This is a genomic window from Rhizomicrobium palustre, assembly GCF_011761565.1.
GTDB lineage: Bacteria > Pseudomonadota > Alphaproteobacteria > Micropepsales > Micropepsaceae > Rhizomicrobium > Rhizomicrobium palustre.
The window spans coordinates 3,062,950-3,080,703 of the sequence record NZ_JAASRM010000001.1; the positions used below are offsets into that span (position 1 = coordinate 3,062,950).

Annotated in this window: 13 protein-coding genes; 6 read left to right on the forward strand and 7 right to left on the reverse strand. The window is 61.0% G+C overall.

The window, feature by feature from the left end:
• Positions 1-25: 25 nt before the first annotated feature.
• The 4 genes from FHS83_RS13575 to FHS83_RS13590 form a co-directional block, all read right to left on the reverse strand.
• A complete protein-coding gene (locus FHS83_RS13575; RefSeq protein WP_167083484.1) occupies positions 26-148 on the reverse strand; it encodes a DsbA family protein in 123 nt (40 codons plus the stop codon).
• 58 nt (positions 149-206) lie between these two features.
• Positions 207-1,115: a hypothetical protein gene (locus FHS83_RS13580; protein WP_167083485.1), complete on the reverse strand. Its 909-nt coding sequence runs from the start codon at positions 1,113-1,115 to the stop codon at positions 207-209.
• Between the two features lie 213 nt (positions 1,116-1,328).
• Positions 1,329-2,072: a thioredoxin domain-containing protein gene (locus FHS83_RS13585; protein WP_167083486.1), complete on the reverse strand. Its 744-nt coding sequence runs from the start codon at positions 2,070-2,072 to the stop codon at positions 1,329-1,331.
• Between the two features lie 15 nt (positions 2,073-2,087).
• Positions 2,088-3,434: a M48 family metalloprotease gene (locus tag FHS83_RS13590; RefSeq protein WP_167083487.1), complete on the reverse strand. Its 1,347-nt coding sequence runs from the start codon at positions 3,432-3,434 to the stop codon at positions 2,088-2,090.
• A 163-nt stretch (positions 3,435-3,597) separates the two neighbouring features.
• On the opposite strand from FHS83_RS13590, the gene FHS83_RS13595 reads away from it, so the two are divergent.
• From FHS83_RS13595 to FHS83_RS13610, 4 genes are all read left to right on the forward strand, one after another.
• A complete protein-coding gene (locus FHS83_RS13595; RefSeq protein WP_167083488.1) occupies positions 3,598-4,974 on the forward strand; it encodes a gamma-glutamyltransferase in 1,377 nt (458 codons plus the stop codon).
• Between the two features lie 182 nt (positions 4,975-5,156).
• Entirely contained in the window at positions 5,157-6,191 is a 1,035-nt protein-coding gene (locus FHS83_RS13600; protein ID WP_167083489.1) for a type III polyketide synthase, read from the forward strand.
• A complete protein-coding gene (locus FHS83_RS13605; RefSeq protein WP_167083490.1) occupies positions 6,188-6,682 on the forward strand; it encodes an isoprenylcysteine carboxyl methyltransferase family protein in 495 nt (164 codons plus the stop codon). The genes FHS83_RS13600 and FHS83_RS13605 overlap by 4 nt, the downstream gene beginning before the upstream one ends.
• Positions 6,679-8,205 (forward strand): DHA2 family efflux MFS transporter permease subunit, encoded by a 1,527-nt coding sequence (locus tag FHS83_RS13610; RefSeq protein WP_208414691.1) that lies wholly within the window; start codon positions 6,679-6,681, stop codon positions 8,203-8,205. Before FHS83_RS13605 ends, FHS83_RS13610 begins: the two co-directional genes overlap by 4 nt.
• Positions 8,206-8,263: 58 nt before the next feature.
• Here the strand turns inward: FHS83_RS13610 and FHS83_RS13615 are convergent, their stop codons facing one another.
• The 3 genes from FHS83_RS13615 to FHS83_RS13625 form a co-directional block, all read right to left on the reverse strand.
• Entirely contained in the window at positions 8,264-8,884 is a 621-nt protein-coding gene (locus FHS83_RS13615) for an OmpW/AlkL family protein (protein ID WP_208414711.1), read from the reverse strand.
• Between the two features lie 290 nt (positions 8,885-9,174).
• Positions 9,175-10,158: a DUF6976 family protein gene (locus tag FHS83_RS13620; protein ID WP_167083492.1), complete on the reverse strand. Its 984-nt coding sequence runs from the start codon at positions 10,156-10,158 to the stop codon at positions 9,175-9,177.
• 180 nt (positions 10,159-10,338) lie between these two features.
• Positions 10,339-13,254, reverse strand: a complete 2,916-nt coding sequence (locus tag FHS83_RS13625) for an Rne/Rng family ribonuclease (RefSeq protein ID WP_167083493.1) — start codon at positions 13,252-13,254, stop codon at positions 10,339-10,341.
• Positions 13,255-13,632: 378 nt separating this feature from the next.
• Here FHS83_RS13625 and FHS83_RS13630 point away from each other — a divergent pair, with 378 nt between their 5' ends.
• Both FHS83_RS13630 and FHS83_RS13635 read left to right on the forward strand, forming a co-directional pair.
• Entirely contained in the window at positions 13,633-15,024 is a 1,392-nt protein-coding gene (locus FHS83_RS13630; protein WP_167083494.1) for an N-acetylmuramoyl-L-alanine amidase, read from the forward strand.
• A gap of 38 nt (positions 15,025-15,062) precedes the next feature.
• The gene (locus FHS83_RS13635) at positions 15,063-17,744 is read left to right on the forward strand and encodes a penicillin-binding protein 1A (RefSeq protein ID WP_167083495.1); all 2,682 of its coding nucleotides are present in this window, start codon (positions 15,063-15,065) and stop codon (positions 17,742-17,744) included.
• Positions 17,745-17,754: the final 10 nt, after the last annotated feature.

Sequence of the window (17,754 nt, forward strand, 5' to 3'; positions counted from 1 at the left end):
CCCTCCCTCAAGGGGAGGGTGGAACCTACTTCATCAGCGCCTTGATCTCGTCCTCGGTGATCTCACCGGCATGGACTTTGCCGTTGATGATGAACATCGGCGTGCCGCTGAACTGGGCCTCGCGGGCGAGGCGGGCGCTGGTGGCCATATCTGCCTCTACATGTCAGCCGGTGGTCTCGTTGTTGGACGATTCATTCGCGTTATATCTAGGCGCGCTTATCGTCAGGGATTTTATTGATCCTTTTCATGTAATTGCCTCGTGGGGCTATCCGGGCTTTTCCAGAATTGAAGCAGTAATCTCCAGAGAATTCGAAGCAAACTTGAGTTCTCCAATTGACTTTGAAAACATCTTTGGAAAACACGGTAACTCGACAAAATATGCAGGATTGCTCTTCGCGCAAAGCCGAGATTAGTTGCTCTGTCATGACAACTGGGGGGAACACTTCTGGGAAGGTGTCATAAAATCCGTTGGGATGGATCGTAATTCGTGGAAACTGACCTTCCGGGATTTTCTCCTCATCCTCCCATTCCCAATTGAGTTGGCGCACAACAACACAGGAGGCAATGGCGACATCGATCGCTGGGCTTTGCCCATGGTTTGTGGCTCTTACGTGAAACTTAATTGGTCTACCGGGAGCGATGTCCCCAGATATTACGTCAAATCCCAAGTAGGCTCGGACTTGGGCGCGACCGACGTCACGAGCGACTTTGATAGATTTCTCAGCCGCGTTGGAGGCTCTCTTGGCTTCATCAGCAGCATCGCGACTCGCATCGGCTGCGCGCTTCGTGTGATAAAGCGTGAAGCCGACAAGTATCACACCAGCCGCCGTGATGAACATTTCGAGCGTTGCAACAATTGCTATCCACGGCGTCCACGCAGCTACCCTTTCTTGGGCTTCGACGTTGCGTCGTTCATAGTCGGATGGTGGCTTGCGGGCTTCTGCTTCAAGTGCTCCGGCTATCCGCTTTAGGTCCGGTGCTAGAGATGATGGAGACGTTTGGGTTGCGTTATTAGCTGGCGGTTTTTGGGGGGAGATTGATGCAGCTTTTCCTTCTGCAGAGCTGTGCAAGATCAGCAAGACTGCCGTAACGATTAGCAAATAGTACCGCAACATGAACAGCCCGCCGTGAGTCCCCCGTAGGCGATCGTACGGCGGTTGTGTCCCCCTGTCTTTTCAATTTTTTCTCGCCTGCGGTATTCTCTCCGCTGAGACGCATAATGCCAATCGCCGGGTTGATTTGATCACATCCCGTCATGGCCGGCCTCAGAGCCGGCCATCCAGGCGGTATGGATGGCCGGGTCAAGCCCGGCCATGACGTTTGACGAATTACGACTTCATCAGCGCCTTGATTTCGTCCTCAGTAATTTCACCGGCGTGGACTTTGCCGTTGATGATGAACATCGGCGTGCCGCTGAATTGGGCCTCGCGGGCGAGGCGGGCGCTTGCCAGCATGGCCTTGTCGGTTTCGGGCGCGGTGAGATCCGCGGAAAGCTTCATCACATCGATGCCGACATCGCGTGCCGCTTTCAAGAGTACCTCTTGATCGACCGCCTGTTTGCCTTCGCTCATCAGCGCGAAATGCAGCGCCAGCGCCTTGTCGCCTTGCTTTCGTGCCGCCACCGCGGCGCGCGCGGCCATCTGCGATTGGGCGCCGAAAATTGGAAACTCGATGAAGGAAAAGCGCGTGTCGTGCTTATGCGCCTCGTAGAACTTCTTCACCGCCGCCGAGGTGTTGCGGCAATGGCCGCAATTATAGTCATAGAACTCAACAAAGGTGTTCTTGGCATTGGCCGGGCCGGTGACATAACCGACGGCGGGATCGAGCAGCGCCTTCTGTCCGATCTTGTCGACCGCCTTTTGTGTGGCGAGGGCTTCCTCGGCGGCGGCATCGGCTTCCGCCTTGGCCTGCATTTCATAGATCAGCTTGGGATTGGCGAGCAGGAACGAGCGCAGCCGCGCATCCGAGGCCACCGGCACCAGATGAAAGGCGAGGGCGCCGCCCATGATTGCAATCGCCGCCACCGCGCCTACGGCACCGCCCAGCGCCGCCGATTTCCAACCCTGCTGCATGATATTGTCCTGTCTTTAATTCCGGCGCAGTTGGGATTGCGCGATGGCGAGAATGTCGTTGGCCCGTTCCCAATCGGGCGTGCCGTTCTGTAGTTTCTGGCGCGCACGCAGCGCAAACACCGCCGCTTTGCGAATGTCGCCGACGCTGTAATAGCGCTCCGAGGTGGAGAGGTCCGCCATCGCGGTGTTTCCGAGATCGCTATAGGCCTGCGCCAGCTCATACCAGGCGAAGGGATTGTCGGTATCCTGCTGCACGGCGATCTTGAGATTGGCGACGGCTTTTTCTTCCATCGCCTTCTGGCCTGTCGCGATTTGCGCAGCCGCCAGCGCCACGCGCAGCTCCGGCGCATCCGGCAAAAGGTCGACACTCTTCTGATAGGGCACGACGCCTTTCATCGGCTGGCTCATCGAGACGTAGATCTGGCCGAGAACCTCATAGAAGTACGGATTTTTCGGCTCGTCTTTGATCAGGCTGTTGGTCTCGGAGAGGGCCTTGGGCAGGTCGGGCGAGCGCATATAGACAATGGCGCGGGCATAGCGGGCCTGCGGTGAGGTGTTCGTCACCGGATAGCGGTACATCACATCCTGAACCGGCAGGGTGTAGCCGATCAGCTTAGCCTTCACCATTTCATAGGCGTGTACGGCTTGCGGGGAATCCGGCACATCGCGATAGGGCGAGGCTTCCGCGATCAGGCGCAAATTCGTCACGCGGTCGCGGCTCGCCGGATGCGAGGTGGCGAACTGCTCGGGGTTTTTCACCATCATGGCTTCTTCATTGGCCATGCGCTCGAAGACATTGACCATGCCCATGCCGGAGAGGTGGATGGCACGCAGATATTTCTGGCCCATCTGGTCGGCAGTGGCTTCTTGGGCGCGCGAGAAGGCGAAGAACTGCGCCGCCGCCACGCTCTGACCCATGCCCATCAGCACCATGCCCGCCTGGCCTGCACCCGCAATCGCCGCACCAATGCCGAGCAGCATCGAGAGCAGCATGGGGATTTCGGCTTTCGCCATGGCTTCGGAGCCGCGGGTGAGGTGACCGCCCGCCATATGCCCGGTTTCATGCGCGAAGACGCCGATCATCTCGTTCGGCGTTTTGAGGTTAATGAAGAGACCGGTGTTCACGAAAATGTTTTGCCCCTCGGCCACGAAGGCGTTCAGCGAAGGGTCATTCACGAGATACATCTTCACCGCTTGCGGATCGATACCTGCGACTTTCAGGATCGGCTCCTCGTAAGAGCGGATAAGGCGTTCAGTTTCGGTATCCTGTACCAAGCTGATGCCCTGGGCCGCGGCGGGGCCAAAAACGGCCCATGCGGCGCCGAAAAAGCCCGCGCAGAAGGACAGAAGGCGTCCCGACACAAGTCTGCGGCTTTTCCGGTCGTTCAGAGGGTTGCAAATCGTCAAAGCTTGGACTCTCCTCTTCCCCCAAACGGTTCGGGCGACGGTAGGTATAGGCGCTGTTTGCGTCAACGGCGCGCGGCCCACAAGTGTATTCGGATTCAGCAAGGATTACGGCCAGTTCATGATTTACGCGCGCGCATTAGCCGGGGTTGCCGGCCTTGTTCTTCTGGCCGGCTGCTCGGTCGATCTCGGCTCCGTGGGCGACACGGTGGGGCTCGGCTCCAAGGCACAGCCGCAGGGCCTGGCGGTGGGCGATGAGCCTTTTGCGGTGCGCGTGGGGGCGGCGACCCTGGCTCAGGGCGGTTCGGCGGCGGATGCGGCCTCGGCGATGTATTTTGCGCTCTCCGTCACCTATCCCGTGGCGGCTGGGCTCGGCGGCGGCGGCATTTGCATCGTTCATGATCCGGCCAAGAACGAAACCGTGGAATATGATTTTCAACCGCGCGATGCGGCTTCGGGTGGGGCCTATGCAGTGCCGGGCGCTGTGCGCGGCATGGCGCTGATGCAGGGGCAATACGGCAATCTGCCATGGCAGAAGGTGGTCTCACCTGCCGAAGGCTATGCACGGGCTGGTTTTCCGGTCTCCAAAGCCTTGGCCGACAGGCTTGCTTCCACGGTGGATGTGATCCGGCTCGATGCCGGGCTTTCGGCGGCGTTCCTGGATGAATCCGGCAAGCCCATACCGGTTGGCACGATGGTGACCAATCCCGACCTTGCGAACACTTTGGCCGCGATCCGGGAAGCCGGGCCTGATGGTTTTTACGCGGGCGCGGTGGGCCAGAAGATTTCCGCTTATGCGGCAAGTGAGGGCGGGGCGATCACCGCCGCCGATCTCGCCTCGGCCAAGGCGCAGGTGACGACACCGCGCGTCAGCCAAATGGGTTCGCAATATATCTATCTGCCGTCGCAAAAGACTGGCGCGGGGGCTTTCGCGGGCGCCGTTGTGGATCATCTTGCACGCGCCACGCAGACCGATATCGGCGGCAAGGATCTGCAAGCTTCCGTTGTCTATGCCACCCAGCAAGCCCTGAAGGATTACAAAGTCTCCGATCTGCCCAAAGATTTGGGCGCCACCGGCTTTGCCGCGATGGATAACAAGGGGCAGGCGGTGGCCTGCGCGGTGACCATGAACGGGCCGTTCGGCTCGGGCCATACGGCGCGCGGCACCGGCGTGACTCTGGCCAAAGCACCGTCCTCCGGCGCGGCGGGGCTGGCTTCGGCCTTCCTGACCCCTGTCATCGCTGCTCCGCGTACGGATGAACCGGCGGTTCTCGCGGGTGCAGGTGCGGGCGGTCCCAATGGTACGGCCGCGATTGCCTATGCGCTGGCGCGCATTACTGCGGGCGATGAAATCCTCACCCGCAAGGATCTGCGCACCACCGGTGTTGCCCCTTACGACACGGTGAACGCGCTGGTCTGCTCGGGCTCGACCTGCGTGGCTTTGCCTGATCCGGCCGCCAGCGGCCTCGGCGCCGCAGTGCCGACACGCAAGAAGTAAGGGGGTATTCGCGCGGGAGTGGGTTGCCTTGGCGGCAGCGCTTCCCGCGCGGCATCATTTACCCTCCAGAATTTACTCTCAGGCATAAGTTTATTGGGTGGAATTAAAACGCATCGTCGCGCGTTATACCGTAGCTTTTGACAGATGCGTCATGGAGGCGAGCCCTCCCACCCGAGGATTGTATGCAAGTTCGCCTATCCGCACTGGCAACCGCCGTGCCGCCTTTTGTGCTTGAGCAGCGCGATGTTGCTGGCAGCGTTGAAGCGCTCCTGGGCAGTCACGAAAACATCCGCCGCCTTTTACCCGTGTTCGAGAACGCCGGGATCGACCGTCGCTATTGCGCTGTTTCCTTCGACTGGTTCGCCAAGAGCCATGGCTGGCAAGACCGCAACGCCATGTTTGTGCGCAGCGCGGTGGCGTTGCTGGAAGAGGTGTCGTCAAAGCTTCTTGCCTCTGCCGGGCTTCAGCCGCGCGACATAGATGCCATCGTCACGGTATCGACCAGCGGTATCGCCACCCCAAGTCTTGATGCGCTGCTCATCGAACAGCTCAGCTTGCGCAGAGACGTGAAGCGGCTGCCTATTTTCGGTCTCGGATGTGCGGGCGGTGTGATCGGGTTGTCGCGCGCCGCCGATATCGCAAAGGCGATGCCGGGCAGCAACGTGCTTTTTCTCGTCGTCGAACTCTGCACCCTGAATTTTCGAAAAGAAGATTTGTCCAAGAGCAATATCGTGGCGACGGCCCTGTTCGGGGATGGCGCGGCGGGCGCGTTGCTCTCAACAGAGGCTCAAGGCCCCGTACTTGGCCCCAGTGGCGAGCATACCTGGCCCCATTCTCTCGATGTGATGGGGTGGGAGGTCGAAGATCAAGGCCTCAAGGCGATCTTCTCCACCAGCATTCCTGCTTTGATCGAACGGGATATGCGCGCCATTACCGATACGTTTCTCGCCGATCACCAGCTCTCGCGTCGCGATATCGCGCTTTACGCAAGCCATCCCGGCGGCGCCAAGGTGCTTGATGCGCTGGAGCATGCTTTCGAGATCGAGACCCTGAGCGATAGTCGCGCGGTTCTCAGCGCATACGGCAACATGTCGGCGGTCACCGCGCTCTTTGTTCTGGCCCGCATGAACTGGCGCAAACCGGACGGGCGTATCCTCTTGAGCGCGATGGGGCCGGGCTTCACCGCGGCATTCCAGCTTCTCGGGGGGCCATCATGACGATTGCTATCGCTATCATCGCTGCGGTCGCGCTGCAACGGCTGTTGGAACTCGTCTGGGCGCAGCGCAACACCGCGCGGCTGCGCGCGCGTGGTGCCACAGAGGTGGGGGCAAGCCATTACCCGCTCATAGTGCTGCTGCATGCGGCCTGGCTGGTCTCGATCCTGATTTTTCTGCCGTTGCCGGTCGCAATCTCCGCGGTGCCATTGGCTGCGTTTTTAGGGTTGCAGCTTTGCCGGGTCTGGGTGCTTTTCACCTTGGGGCCTTATTTCACCACCCGCATCATCTCTCTGCCTGGGGCGCCTTTGGTGCGAAAGGGCCCTTATCGCTACATCCGCCATCCCAATTACGCCGTGGTGATTGGTGAAATTCTCACGCTTCCACTGGTCTTCGGCGAGGTGAAGGTTGCCATCGTCTTCTCGCTGTTGAATGCGGCGATATTGACGTGGCGCATTCGCGTGGAAGATGCAGCCCTGGCAGCACGCCGATGAGCGATACGGTGAAAAGCTGGATCGGCTTTATCGCCATGTGTGTGGGGATGTTCATGGCCATCCTGGATATTCAGGTAGTCGCGACCTCGCTGCCGCAATTGGGCGCCGCCCTCAACCTTCGTGAAAACGATCTGAGCTGGGTGCAGACCGCGTATCTCATCCCAGAGATCATCGCCATCCCGCTCACCGGCGTTCTGACGCGCGCCATCGGCTTGCGCTGGCTTTTCACAGCCTCGACCTTGCTCTTTGTGATCGCCAGCCTTGGCTGCGCGCTGAGCGGTGGCTTTGCTACCTTGATCTTCTTTCGCGCGCTGCAAGGCTTTTCCGGCGGCGCTTTGATCCCGGCGGTGTTCACCTCGGTCTTCTCGATTTTTCCGCGTAAGGCGCAGCCCGCTGCGACCATCGTGGCGGGCAGCTTCGCCATGATCGCGCCGTCGCTTGGGCCAGCCTTGGGCGGCTACCTCACCGAGGCGTATAACTGGCACGCGATCTTTCTGATCAATATTCCGCCGGGGCTTTTGGTCTGTGCGGTGGTGGCTTTTCTGTTGCGCTCGCCCCGCAGCGGCCTCAGTGAATTGACCAGGGTTGATTATCTCTCGGTGATTTTTACCTCGTCTTTTCTCGTCGCCCTGATGCTTCTGCTCAAGGATGCGCCCAAGCAATCCTGGTCCGGTGCGGAGATTTGGGCGTTGGAGGCGATTTGCCTTCTCACGCTTATCGCCACCATCCGGCAGTGTTTGCGCCACCACCAGCCTTTCTTGCACTTGCGAAAATTTTCCGACCGCGCCTTTGCTACCGGGGCGATCCTCAGCTTTGTCACCGGCCTCGGTCTTTACGGCGCCACCTATCTCTTGCCGGTGTTTCTCGGCTATGTGCGCCATCACGATCCTTTGGAGATCGGCAAGATCGTGATTGTGGCGGGGCTGGCGCAGCTTATTACCACCCCGGCGGCGGCGGTGCTCGAACTGCGCGTCTCTGCCAAATGGATTGCGCTGTTAGGCTTCGCGCTCTTCGGGGCGGGCTTTCTCGCCAATGGCTTCATGACGCCAGAGACCGATTTCGATGGTCTTTTCTGGCCGCAGGTGCTGCGTGGTGCGGCGGTGATGCTGTGCATTTTGCCGGCGACACGCTATGCCCTGGACAATTGGGAGGAGGCCGAGCTTTCCGACGCCAGCGCCTTGTTCAATCTCTTGCGCAATATGGGCGGGGCGGTCGGCATCGCCTTGGTGGATACGGTGTTGCAGCAGCGCACACCCGTTCACGTCCAGCACATCGTGACCGCGCTGCAAGCGGGCGATCGCGCCACGGCGGAATTTGTTGGCTTGCCGCTCAGCCGGTTTCATGGCGAGCCACTCGGCCCCATTGATGAGCTGACCAAATCCCTCATCCAGCCTATGGTGGAGCGGGCCGCGGCGACGCTGGCATTCAACGAAGCCTGGCTGATGGTCGGGGCGGTATTCGCTGTAACCCTCTTCATCTTCTTTTGGGCGCCGGGCACCGCACCGCTATCGCGCAAGGCATAAAAAGAGCCCGGTGCGGAGGGGCGCACCGGGCTCGGTACCGGATCGTTGGCTCCGGATATTAGAACTTGATGCCGACGCCTGTGCCGATCAGCCAGGGATTGATGTCCACTTTCGCCGTCACCGGCGCGCCCGAGAACGAGGCATTGGTGGAGAGCCACAGCTTCTTGACGTCGAAATTCCAGACATAGCGGCCATCTTCCGTGAGCGGAACATCGGTGCCGAATTGCAGCGCGAAGCCCCAATTGTCGGTCGTGCGCAGCTTGCCGAGCGGGCCGTTCGAGCGATCATAGAAGATCGTCATGTTGGGGCCGGCGCCGACATAGGGTTCGAAGAAGCCGATCTTGTCGAAGTGATACTGCACCGTCACCGTCGGCGGCAGCAGGTAGACGGTGGCGAGCTTGCCAGCGGCGTTGTGATAGATGCTGTGTTTGGTGGTCCCGGCGATTACTTCCACGGCCCAATGCTTGGTGAAGTAATAGGAGATATCGGCCTCGGGGATGACGCTGTCGGTGATGCTGAGCTTGCCGCCGATATTCACGTTCGAGCCGACATCCGGCTGCACCGTCACGGCGCGCAAACGTACTTCCCAAGTCCCGGCTTCAGTGGCGGAGGCGGGCGCGCTCGCCAGCATCAGAGCGGTGACGGAAACGCTGGCCAGAGCAGCAAACACAGAACGCATAGGGCTTCCTCTCATTTGTCCAATTCTTGGAAGCGCAGGGAATAACCCCGGAGATAGAATTACAATTAGATCGTTTCTAAGCGCGAATACCCGAGTTAGGAGAGAAGTGCTCCGGTTTTGCGGGGCAGGGTGGCGCAATCCCCTGATAAATTTGTGGTTTCCGTTATGGAAAAACCAATTACTTTACTAAGTCTTTGATTTGCTTGCGCCGTTAGGTCGCAGATTTGCGCTCCCCGCAACAGGCGTGAGACGCGGGCTTGGCCGCTGTCATTTTTGGCTTCAAAGCCGAATCATTTATCGCGGATGGTGAGGTAGACCAGCGTCTGGTTCGCCAGCACATGGGCGATTTCGCCGAAGGTCGCCGGTCCCGGCATGGGGATGAACTGGTCGCCCTCCAGCTTGCCATGGACATAGTTGAGAACGCAGTTGCAGGAGAAGGCGGGCGCGAGCGAAAGCTTTTTCGCTGCCGCGATCAGGGCGAGGCGGTAGTCGGGCATGGGCTGCGCTTGGTGATAGACCCGCCCCTTCATCACCGGGGCATAGAAGAGCGCCTTGCGGGTTTCATGGTTGAGCGCGTGGAAGGCGGTGTTGATCACCATACCCGCCTTTTCGCTGATCAGCGGCAGAGTGAGATCGAGTTTCTTACGCATGGCATAATCGTAGAAGTCTTCCGGCGTGCCATTGATCATGCAGCGCCCGGCCGAGAAGCTCGATTCCTGGAAGACGATCTCATCGCCAAAGCCCGGCTCGAAGACATTGATGGTGCCGATTACCGCCACTCTGGATGGTGGCAGGCTGGCGCGCAGGGTGACGATCGCACTGTCGCTGACGACCCCAGTCGGGCCCTCGAACACTTTGGGCGTGACCTTGCCGATCTCGTCGAGATGCACGCCGGAGACCCAGCCCGCCACCGCGGTTTCAAAGATGCCCGGAATGCTGGAGGCGGTCAGCCCATAGGTGGTGTGGATGTCGCTCAGCCCCGGCACGATCACAAGGGTGAAGCCGTTGGAGGGGGCTTCGGTGGCGATGGCGGGGATATGGCCGATATCGATCAGCCTTGTGCTCACATCGGTGATCTCGCGCGGCAGAACCGTAACAAAGACGCGATCGCGTTCGACGACGCCGCCTTCATGGGTGAGAAAATAGGGGATGGTGCCGCCGATCCAATTGCCGCGCTGCAGCCGTCGCAAGGCCGCTTCTTCACCAGCGATATGCAAGGCCAAGCCCTGCGCGATGAGGCTGTTGGCTTCTTCGACAGGTACGAGCTGGTTCACAGGGGCCCCGATCCCTTAATCCGCGCGCAGTTTTCGGTCGTTTGGACCAAATTTATCGTACAAAACTATGCCCCTTCGGCGCCCCTCGCAAGAAAGATCGTCAGTAGATGCGACAAACCCGGCGTGAAAGCCGGGTTTGTGCAATCATTTATTTGGAATGCGTATTATTCGGAGTGGATACTATTCCGCCCGAAAAGTCCGCTGCCACCAGCCTTTTTTGGGCGGCTGCGGCGGTTCATTGGATTGGGGCGCGGATTCTTGCGCGGGCGCAGCTTCTGGCTTCTGCGAAACAGACTCACTCTGATTAGACGAGTCTTGCTCCGCCGTGTCGGCCTTCACCGGCTCAGTTTGAGCAGGCTCAGCTTTAACAGGCTCAGCTTTAACAGGCTCTGGCTTCACAGGTTCAGAGGCAGGCGTAACGGGCTCCACCGGTGTGGTGTCGACCTCTTCATGCATCAGCGACCAGACCGGCTTGGAGGCGGCATTCGGCGCCGCTTCGATGGCGGGGCGCACCGGCTCGTCGCGGGGCGTGGTGTCGATCTCATCGACATTGCCGAAACGGTCTTCAAAGAAAGACTTGGCAGGGGCGGGCGCTGCAACGGCTGCGGCCGGAATCTCGGGCGCAACGGCGTCGCCAGAAATGGCTGCGTCGGCATCCTGAGCTTCGCCTTCGCCAGCTTCGGCGCGCGTCTCATCGTTGAAATCGCGATCACGGCCACCACGGCGGCCACGGCGGCGGCGGCGGCGACGGCGCCGTCCTCCCTCACCATTTTCGCCTTCAGCCTGCGGCGCACCGCCAGCTTCCTGGCCTTCGAGCGCGGGTTGATCCTCGCCATCCTCATCGCCGTCGTCGCCTTCGCTTTCGCTCTGGGCGGCCTGCGGCTGCGTATTCTGGCCATTTTCTGCGCTGCGCGGCTCGCGATCATCGCGGTCGCGGCCACGCCCGCCACGGCGGCGGCGACGACGACGACGACGGCCATTCTCGCCATCGCCATCACGGCCTTCGCTATCGCGCCCTTCGCGGCTCTCGCTCTGTTCGAATTCCGCCGGATCGCTGCCCGCTTCGACAGCGGCTTCCATCTCGGCTTCTTCCACAAACTCTTCCGGTTCGGGCTCGGGCGGCGGGGCCATATCGGCAAGCCGCGGACGGGCGGTGGAGGGATCGCGCTGGCCAAAGCGATCGATTTCGAAATCGCCAGCTTTCAAGCCTTCACGCGGCTCGAAATTGATCACCACATCGTATTCGGTTTCCAGACGCGCCAGCTCTGCGCGCTTCTGGTTCAGGGTATAGAAGCCGACATCCTGGGCGACATGGACAACCATGCCCTCGCAGCGCTGCTTCTGGGCCTCTTCTTCCAGGCCGCGCAGCACGCGCAAAGCGGTGGATTCCACCGAACGCACGATGCCTTGGCCGCCGCAATGGGGGCAGGGGACGGTCGAACCCGCGATCACACCGGCGCGCAGGCGCTGGCGGGACATTTCCAAAAGGCCGAACTGGCTGATCTTGCCGATCTGAATGCGTGCGCGGTCATTCTTCACCGCATTATGGAGACGCTTTTCGACCGCGCGATCGTTGCGGTTGTCTTCCATATCGATGAAGTCGATGACGATCAGACCCGCAAGGTCGCGCAGACGGAGCTGGCGGCCGATTTCGTCGGCAGCTTCCAGGTTGGTCTTGGTCGCGGTGTCTTCGATATTATGTTCGCGCGTGGCGCGGCCCGAGTTCACGTCGATGGCGACGAGAGCTTCGGTCTGATTGATGACGATATAACCGCCCGATTTCAGCGTCACGGTGGTGGAGAACATCGCATCGAGCTGGGCTTCGATGTGATGGCGCTGGAAGAGAGGAACCGGCTCGCGATAAGGCTTCACATTCTTGGCATGGCTGGGCATCAGCATGCGCATGAAGTCTTTGGCGTTGCGGTAGCCTTCCTCGCCTTCGACCACGACCTCGGTCACGTCCTTGTTGTAAAGGTCGCGGATGGCCCGCTTGATGAGATCGCCTTCCTCATAGACGCAGGAAGGGGCGTTGGACTGCAGCGTGATCTCACGGATCGTGTCCCAAAGGCGGAGCAGATATTCGTAGTCGCGCTTGATCTCGAGCTTGGTGCGGTTTTCACCCGCGGTGCGGATGATCAGGCCCATGCCTTCCGGCAGATCGAGGGCCTGCGCGGCCGCCTTCAAGCGCTTGCGGTCATTGGCATTGGTGATCTTGCGAGAGATGCCGCCACCGCGCGGAGTATTGGGCATCAGCACGCAATAACGGCCGGCCAGCGACAGATAGGTGGTCAGGGCGGCGCCTTTGTTGCCGCGCTCTTCCTTCACCACCTGCACCAGGATGATCTGGCGGCGCTTGATGACTTCTTGGATCTTGTAGTGACGGCGGCGCATCCAGCGCTGGCTCGGGCGCTTGGCGTCCAAAGCTTCGGCGCGCGGGGTCTTCTCTTCGCCTTCCGGCACGATTTCGGCTTCCACGGCCTCGGCGGCGTCTTCGCCGTTTTCGCTTGCCGCAGCTTCGGCGGTTTCGCTGGCGGGGGCGTCCTCGTCCGCGCCCTCGCTGGCCGCAGCCTCAGCCGGGGCGTCTTCGGAAGGCTCGCTGGAATCGTGTTCGGACTCTTCGACGATTTCCACCACCGCGCGTTCGGCGGGCGGCTCGTTGTCGAGCTCTTCGCCGTTTTCGCTCTCGGCGGTTTCTTCCTCGTCTTCTTCCTCTTCTTCGTCGTCGTCGTCGGAGGAGGCGTCTTCGCTACCGGCCGGCTTCGCCTTGATCTCGAAGGATTCGATATCGTCTTCCTGGCGCTCGCGCGCTTCGGCTTCCTGATCGGCGAGCAGGGCGAGGCGGTCGGCGACCGGGATCTGATAGTAGTCGGGGTGGATTTCCGAGAAGGCAAGGAAACCCTGGCGATTTCCGCCATATTCCACGAAGGCAGCCTGCAACGAGGGCTCTACGCGGGTGACTTTGGCGAGGTAGATATTGCCTTTGAGGGGCCGCTTGGAGGCCGCTTCGAAATCGAATTCTTCAACCTGCTGTCCGTCCAGGACGACAACGCGTGTCTCCTCCGGGTGGCTGGAATCGATCAACATCCGTTTGGGCATAGAATTCTCCGGGCGGCGCGCTAGGGACGGCCGGACGCAGCAGGGCGTCGGCTACCGGCATGGGCCACCATGTTTGGGTAAGTGTTTGCGACCTGCGCGCACCCCGCCGCGGCAGTGCCACGGTCTTTTCGTTAAGGGTACGGTCCAAGTCGTTCATCTGTTCACATGTACTCGCGAGGCGGCGTCAGCCGCTCAGCTCTCTCGCTGCTCCTTGGCCGTTAAGGCCAATCCGATTGGCGTCCTCCTCGGACAGCCCCGCCACACTCTGAAGAGCGCGGCACCGACGCAGCATGAAGCAGTTGTAGGTAACCTGCCGGGCTCCGGCAAGTCTCGTCCCGCCCCCCCGTATCAAATTCCTGATGTGCTAACGAAGCGTAAATGGTTTACATCCAGCTTTCGCGAGCAAAGACCAAAGGCGCAGGCATGGGGGGCGTGAGGAAAATTATCCTGTTGTCCACCATCGGCCTGGTCCTGACGGCCGGGGCGGGGCTGGCGCTGTTCACCTTAAGCGCCGCCCGTGGCCAGGATACCCCCCAGACGGTGGACGACGTCATCAATAAGGTGCTGCGCGAGCGGGCTCAGGCGCCCGCCCCCGATTCCGCGAAACCACCCGCGGCCCGCGAAGCCGTGGTGATGGGCGCGCGCATCGGTGAGCATCAGGACCGCACACGCTTTGTGGTGGAACTCTCCGAACCCATCCCGATGCGGACCTTCACCCTCAATAATCCCAACCGGGTGGTGATCGATATGCCCTCGGTGCGCTGGCATTTGGAGGGGCCGCCTAAGCCGACCGGCAATGGGGCGGTGCGCTCTTATAGGTATGGCACCTTCCGCCCTGGCAATGCGCGTTTCGTGATTGACCTGAACGGCCCCGTCAATGTGGCCGAGCCGATGGTCCTGCCGCCCCAGAATGGCAGCGGCTATCGCGTGGTGTTCGATCTTTTCCCGGTGACACAGGCGAAATTCGATGCCAATGCGGGCTGGCCCGCGGATTTGAAAGCACGCGAACAGGCGGTGCAGATGGCGGCGCTACCCAAATCGCCGCCCGTACCGCAAACCCGCATCAAGAAAGCGATCATCATCGATGCCGGTCATGGCGGACCGGATTCCGGCACCATCGGTCATGATGGCACCATGGAAAAGGATGTCGTTCTCGCCGTGGCGATGAAGCTGCGCGCCACGCTTCTGACCCGTGGCTATACCGTCTACACCACACGCGACAGCGATGTGATCGTGCCGCTCACTCAGCGCGCGCGCATCGGGCGGGCCTATAAGGCCGATCTCTTCATCTCGATCCATGCCGACTCCAACCCCGACCCCAATGTCTCGGGCCTGTCGGTCTACACCCTTTCGGAAAAAGGCTCGGATAGGGAAGCGGCCGCGTTGGCACAAAAGGAAAACGCCGCCGACGCGATCAATGGCGTCGATCTCTCGGGCGATAACTCCGCCGTGGCGCCGATCCTGATCGATCTCGCCCAGCGCGACACCATGAACAAATCTTCACATTTCGCCGAGGGCGCGCTGGCGGAATTGGGCGCTGTCACCGACATTTTGCCGCGTCAACCGCATCGCTCCGCTGCTTTCGTGGTGCTGAAATCCCCCGATATGCCCTCGGTGCTGATTGAGCTCGGATATTTGTCGAACAGCCATGATGCCGCCCAGATGCAATTGGAGTCTTGGCGCGCTAGAGTTGCCCGGGCCATCGCCGCTGCGGTGGACCGCCAATTTGCACCGCCGTTGGAAGCGGGGGCCAGTTCGCCCACGCCCTAACGCTTCGCCGCAGACGAGTAGAGTTCGCAAAGCTTCCCATGAGCGACACGCAAGACGAATTTCCCCAGCGCCGATCAAGCCAACAGCCGCGCCAGCCTGGACGGGCCACGGCGCGGCCGGAAGAGCCGTGGGATCTGCCGCCGCCGGATGGTTTTGGCGCGCGCCATGCTGAGGGCGGCGAGGGCGAAGAGTTCGATTTCAGCGCTTATGACGAAGCTCCTCCGCCGCCAAAAAAAGGTGGCCGGGGCGGTAATGGCGGTGGCGGCGGTAAAGGTTTTAAGAAGCCCTGGCTGCATAAGCTCGCGATCTATGCCGCGCTTGGTGCGGGCGTCTTTATCGGCGTCATCGTGCTCAGCGTCATGGGCTGGATCTGGTGGGTCACGCGCGATCTTCCCAGCGTCAAGGATTTGCAGAATTACACCCCGCCGGTGACGACCCGCGTCTATGCCGGTGACGGCACGCTTTTGGGCGAATATGCCCGCGAGCGGCGCGTGTTCGTGCCTATCGCCTTTGTGCCGAAGCTGGTGATCAACGCCTTCACCTCGGCGGAAGACCGCAATTTCTACAGCCATCCGGGTATTGATCCGTCGGGCATGCTGCGCGCCGCGATCAAGGACATCGGCAAGGTCATGGTCGGTCAGCGCCCGCATGGCGCCTCCACCATCACCCAGCAGGTGGCGCGTACCTTCAAGCTCAATGCCGATGTGAAGATGGCGCGTAAGTTTCGCGAAATCTTCCTCGCCATGCGGCTGGAGTCGACCTACTCGAAGGACAAGATCCTCGAGCTCTATCTGAACCAGATCAATCTCGGCCAGAACTCCTATGGTGTCGGCGCTGCGGCGCTGAATTATTTCGGCAAGTCTTTAGGTGATCTCACCATCTCCGAAGCCGCCTTCCTTGCCGCTTTGCCGAAGGCCCCCAGCCATTACGATCCGCGCTTTCACCCTGAAGCGGCCCGCGACCGCCGCAACTGGGTGATCGGCCAGATGGAAGAGAATGGCTATATCACCCATGAGCAGGCCGAAGCCGCCAAGGCGGAGCCGCTCAATGCGAGCAATCGCCCGCTCGGCAGCCAGACGCAAGACGCCAACTACTTCGTCGAAGAAGTCCGCCGCCAGCTTTACACCCGCTATGGCGGCAACCAGCTTTACGACAACGGCCTGCAAGTGCGCGCCTCGCTCGACACGCGGTTGCAGAACTACGCTGTGAACGCGCTACGTATGGGCTTGGTGCGCTATGACCGCCGCCATGGCTGGCGCGGCGCGACCAAGACTCTCGATGTCTCCGGCGATTGGAAGACAGCGCTCAAAGGCCTCGGCAATCATTCGGGTATCGAGACCTGGGACACCGCGGTGGTGCTCGGCTATCGCGCCGATAAATCCGTCCGCATCGGGCTTGTGAGTGGACAGGAAGCCTCCATCCCGTTCAAGGAGCTGGCTTGGGCGCGCCCAGAGCTGAAGAACGCCGAAGTCGGCGCGTCACCGGCCAAACCGCAAGATGCGCTCAAGATCGGTGATGTGATCTATGTCGAGCCGGTCGATAGCCATGGCAATTTTGGCCTGCGCCAAGTGCCGGAGGTGAATGGCGGTATTGTCGCGCTCGATCCGCATACGGGGCGCGTGCTCGCGCTCTCGGGCGGCTTCTCGTATGAATCCAGCCAATATGACCGCGCCATGCAGGCGCTGCGTCAGCCGGGGTCGACCTTCAAGCCCTTCGTCTATGCCGCCGCGCTCGACAACGGCTTCACCCCCGTCGCCAAAGTGCTGGATGCGCCCTTCTGCATGCAGCAGGGGCCGGGCATGCCAATGTGGTGTCCGGAAAACTTCGAGAAGCACTTCATCGGCCTGGCCACGCTGCGCCGCGGTATTGTGCTCTCCAAAAACCTGATGACCGTGCGTCTCGCGCAAGCCGTCGGCATGGACAAGATCACGCCCATCGCCGAGCGCTTCGGGGTCTATAACAAGCTCGATCCCTTACTCGCCAATGCGCTGGGGTCCACCGGCACGACGCTTCTTCGCATGACCACCGGCTTTGCCGAGTTCGTCAATGGCGGCAAGAAGATCACGCCCTCGCTGGTCGATCAGATTCAGGATCGCGACGGCAAGACCATCTGGCGTCACGACGATCGCAAATGCGAGGGCTGCAACAGCCCCGACTGGAACAATCAGGCCGAGCCGCTTCTGGAAGACAAGCGCGAGCAGATCATGGACCCGCGCACGGCCTATCAGATCGTCTCCATGCTGCAAGGCGTGGTGCAATACGGCACGGGCGCGAGTGTTTCGGTCATCGGCAAGCCGATCGCGGGCAAGACCGGTACCTCGAACGATAGCCGCGATGTCTGGTTCATCGGCTTCTCCCCTGATCTGGCGGCAGGTGTGTATGTCGGCTTTGACAATCCGCGCACGCTGGGGCAGCGCGAGCAGGGCGCCACGGTGGCGGCTCCGATCTTCCGCGACTTCATGAAGGGCGCGCTGGAAACCAAACCCGCCACGCCCTTCCGCGTGCCGCCGGGCATCGAGCTTATTCCGGTGGACCGCTTGACCGGCAATCTCGTGCCCGCGGGCACGCCGGGCTCTATCCAGGAAGCCTTCAAGGCTGGCACCGCGCCGGGTGAGCCGGGCGCCGCGCCGACCATGGTGATCGGTGGCGATCAGCCCGCCACCACCGCCACGCAAGGCCAAGCCCCCGGTGTGGAGCAGGGAACAGGCGGGCTCTACTAAGCTTTTGACT

Bases quoted from the DNA above. Each gene is read 5' to 3' on its own strand.
- FHS83_RS13575 (WP_167083484.1), bottom strand. From the start codon at position 148: ATGGCCACCAGCGCCCGCCTCGCCCGCGAGGCCCAGTTCAGCGGCACG.
- FHS83_RS13580 (WP_167083485.1), bottom strand. From the start codon at position 1,115: ATGTTGCGGTACTATTTGCTAATCGTTACGGCAGTCTTGCTGATCTTG.
- FHS83_RS13585 (WP_167083486.1), bottom strand. From the start codon at position 2,072: ATGCAGCAGGGTTGGAAATCGGCGGCGCTGGGCGGTGCCGTAGGCGCG.
- FHS83_RS13595 (WP_167083488.1), top strand. From the start codon at position 3,598: ATGATTTACGCGCGCGCATTAGCCGGGGTTGCCGGCCTTGTTCTTCTG.
- FHS83_RS13600 (WP_167083489.1), top strand. From the start codon at position 5,157: ATGCAAGTTCGCCTATCCGCACTGGCAACCGCCGTGCCGCCTTTTGTG.
- FHS83_RS13605 (WP_167083490.1), top strand. From the start codon at position 6,188: ATGACGATTGCTATCGCTATCATCGCTGCGGTCGCGCTGCAACGGCTG.
- FHS83_RS13610 (WP_208414691.1), top strand. From the start codon at position 6,679: ATGAGCGATACGGTGAAAAGCTGGATCGGCTTTATCGCCATGTGTGTG.
- FHS83_RS13615 (WP_208414711.1), bottom strand. From the start codon at position 8,884: ATGCGTTCTGTGTTTGCTGCTCTGGCCAGCGTTTCCGTCACCGCTCTG.
- FHS83_RS13625 (WP_167083493.1), bottom strand. From the start codon at position 13,254: ATGCCCAAACGGATGTTGATCGATTCCAGCCACCCGGAGGAGACACGC.
- FHS83_RS13630 (WP_167083494.1), top strand. From the start codon at position 13,633: ATGGTTTACATCCAGCTTTCGCGAGCAAAGACCAAAGGCGCAGGCATG.
- FHS83_RS13635 (WP_167083495.1), top strand. From the start codon at position 15,063: ATGAGCGACACGCAAGACGAATTTCCCCAGCGCCGATCAAGCCAACAG.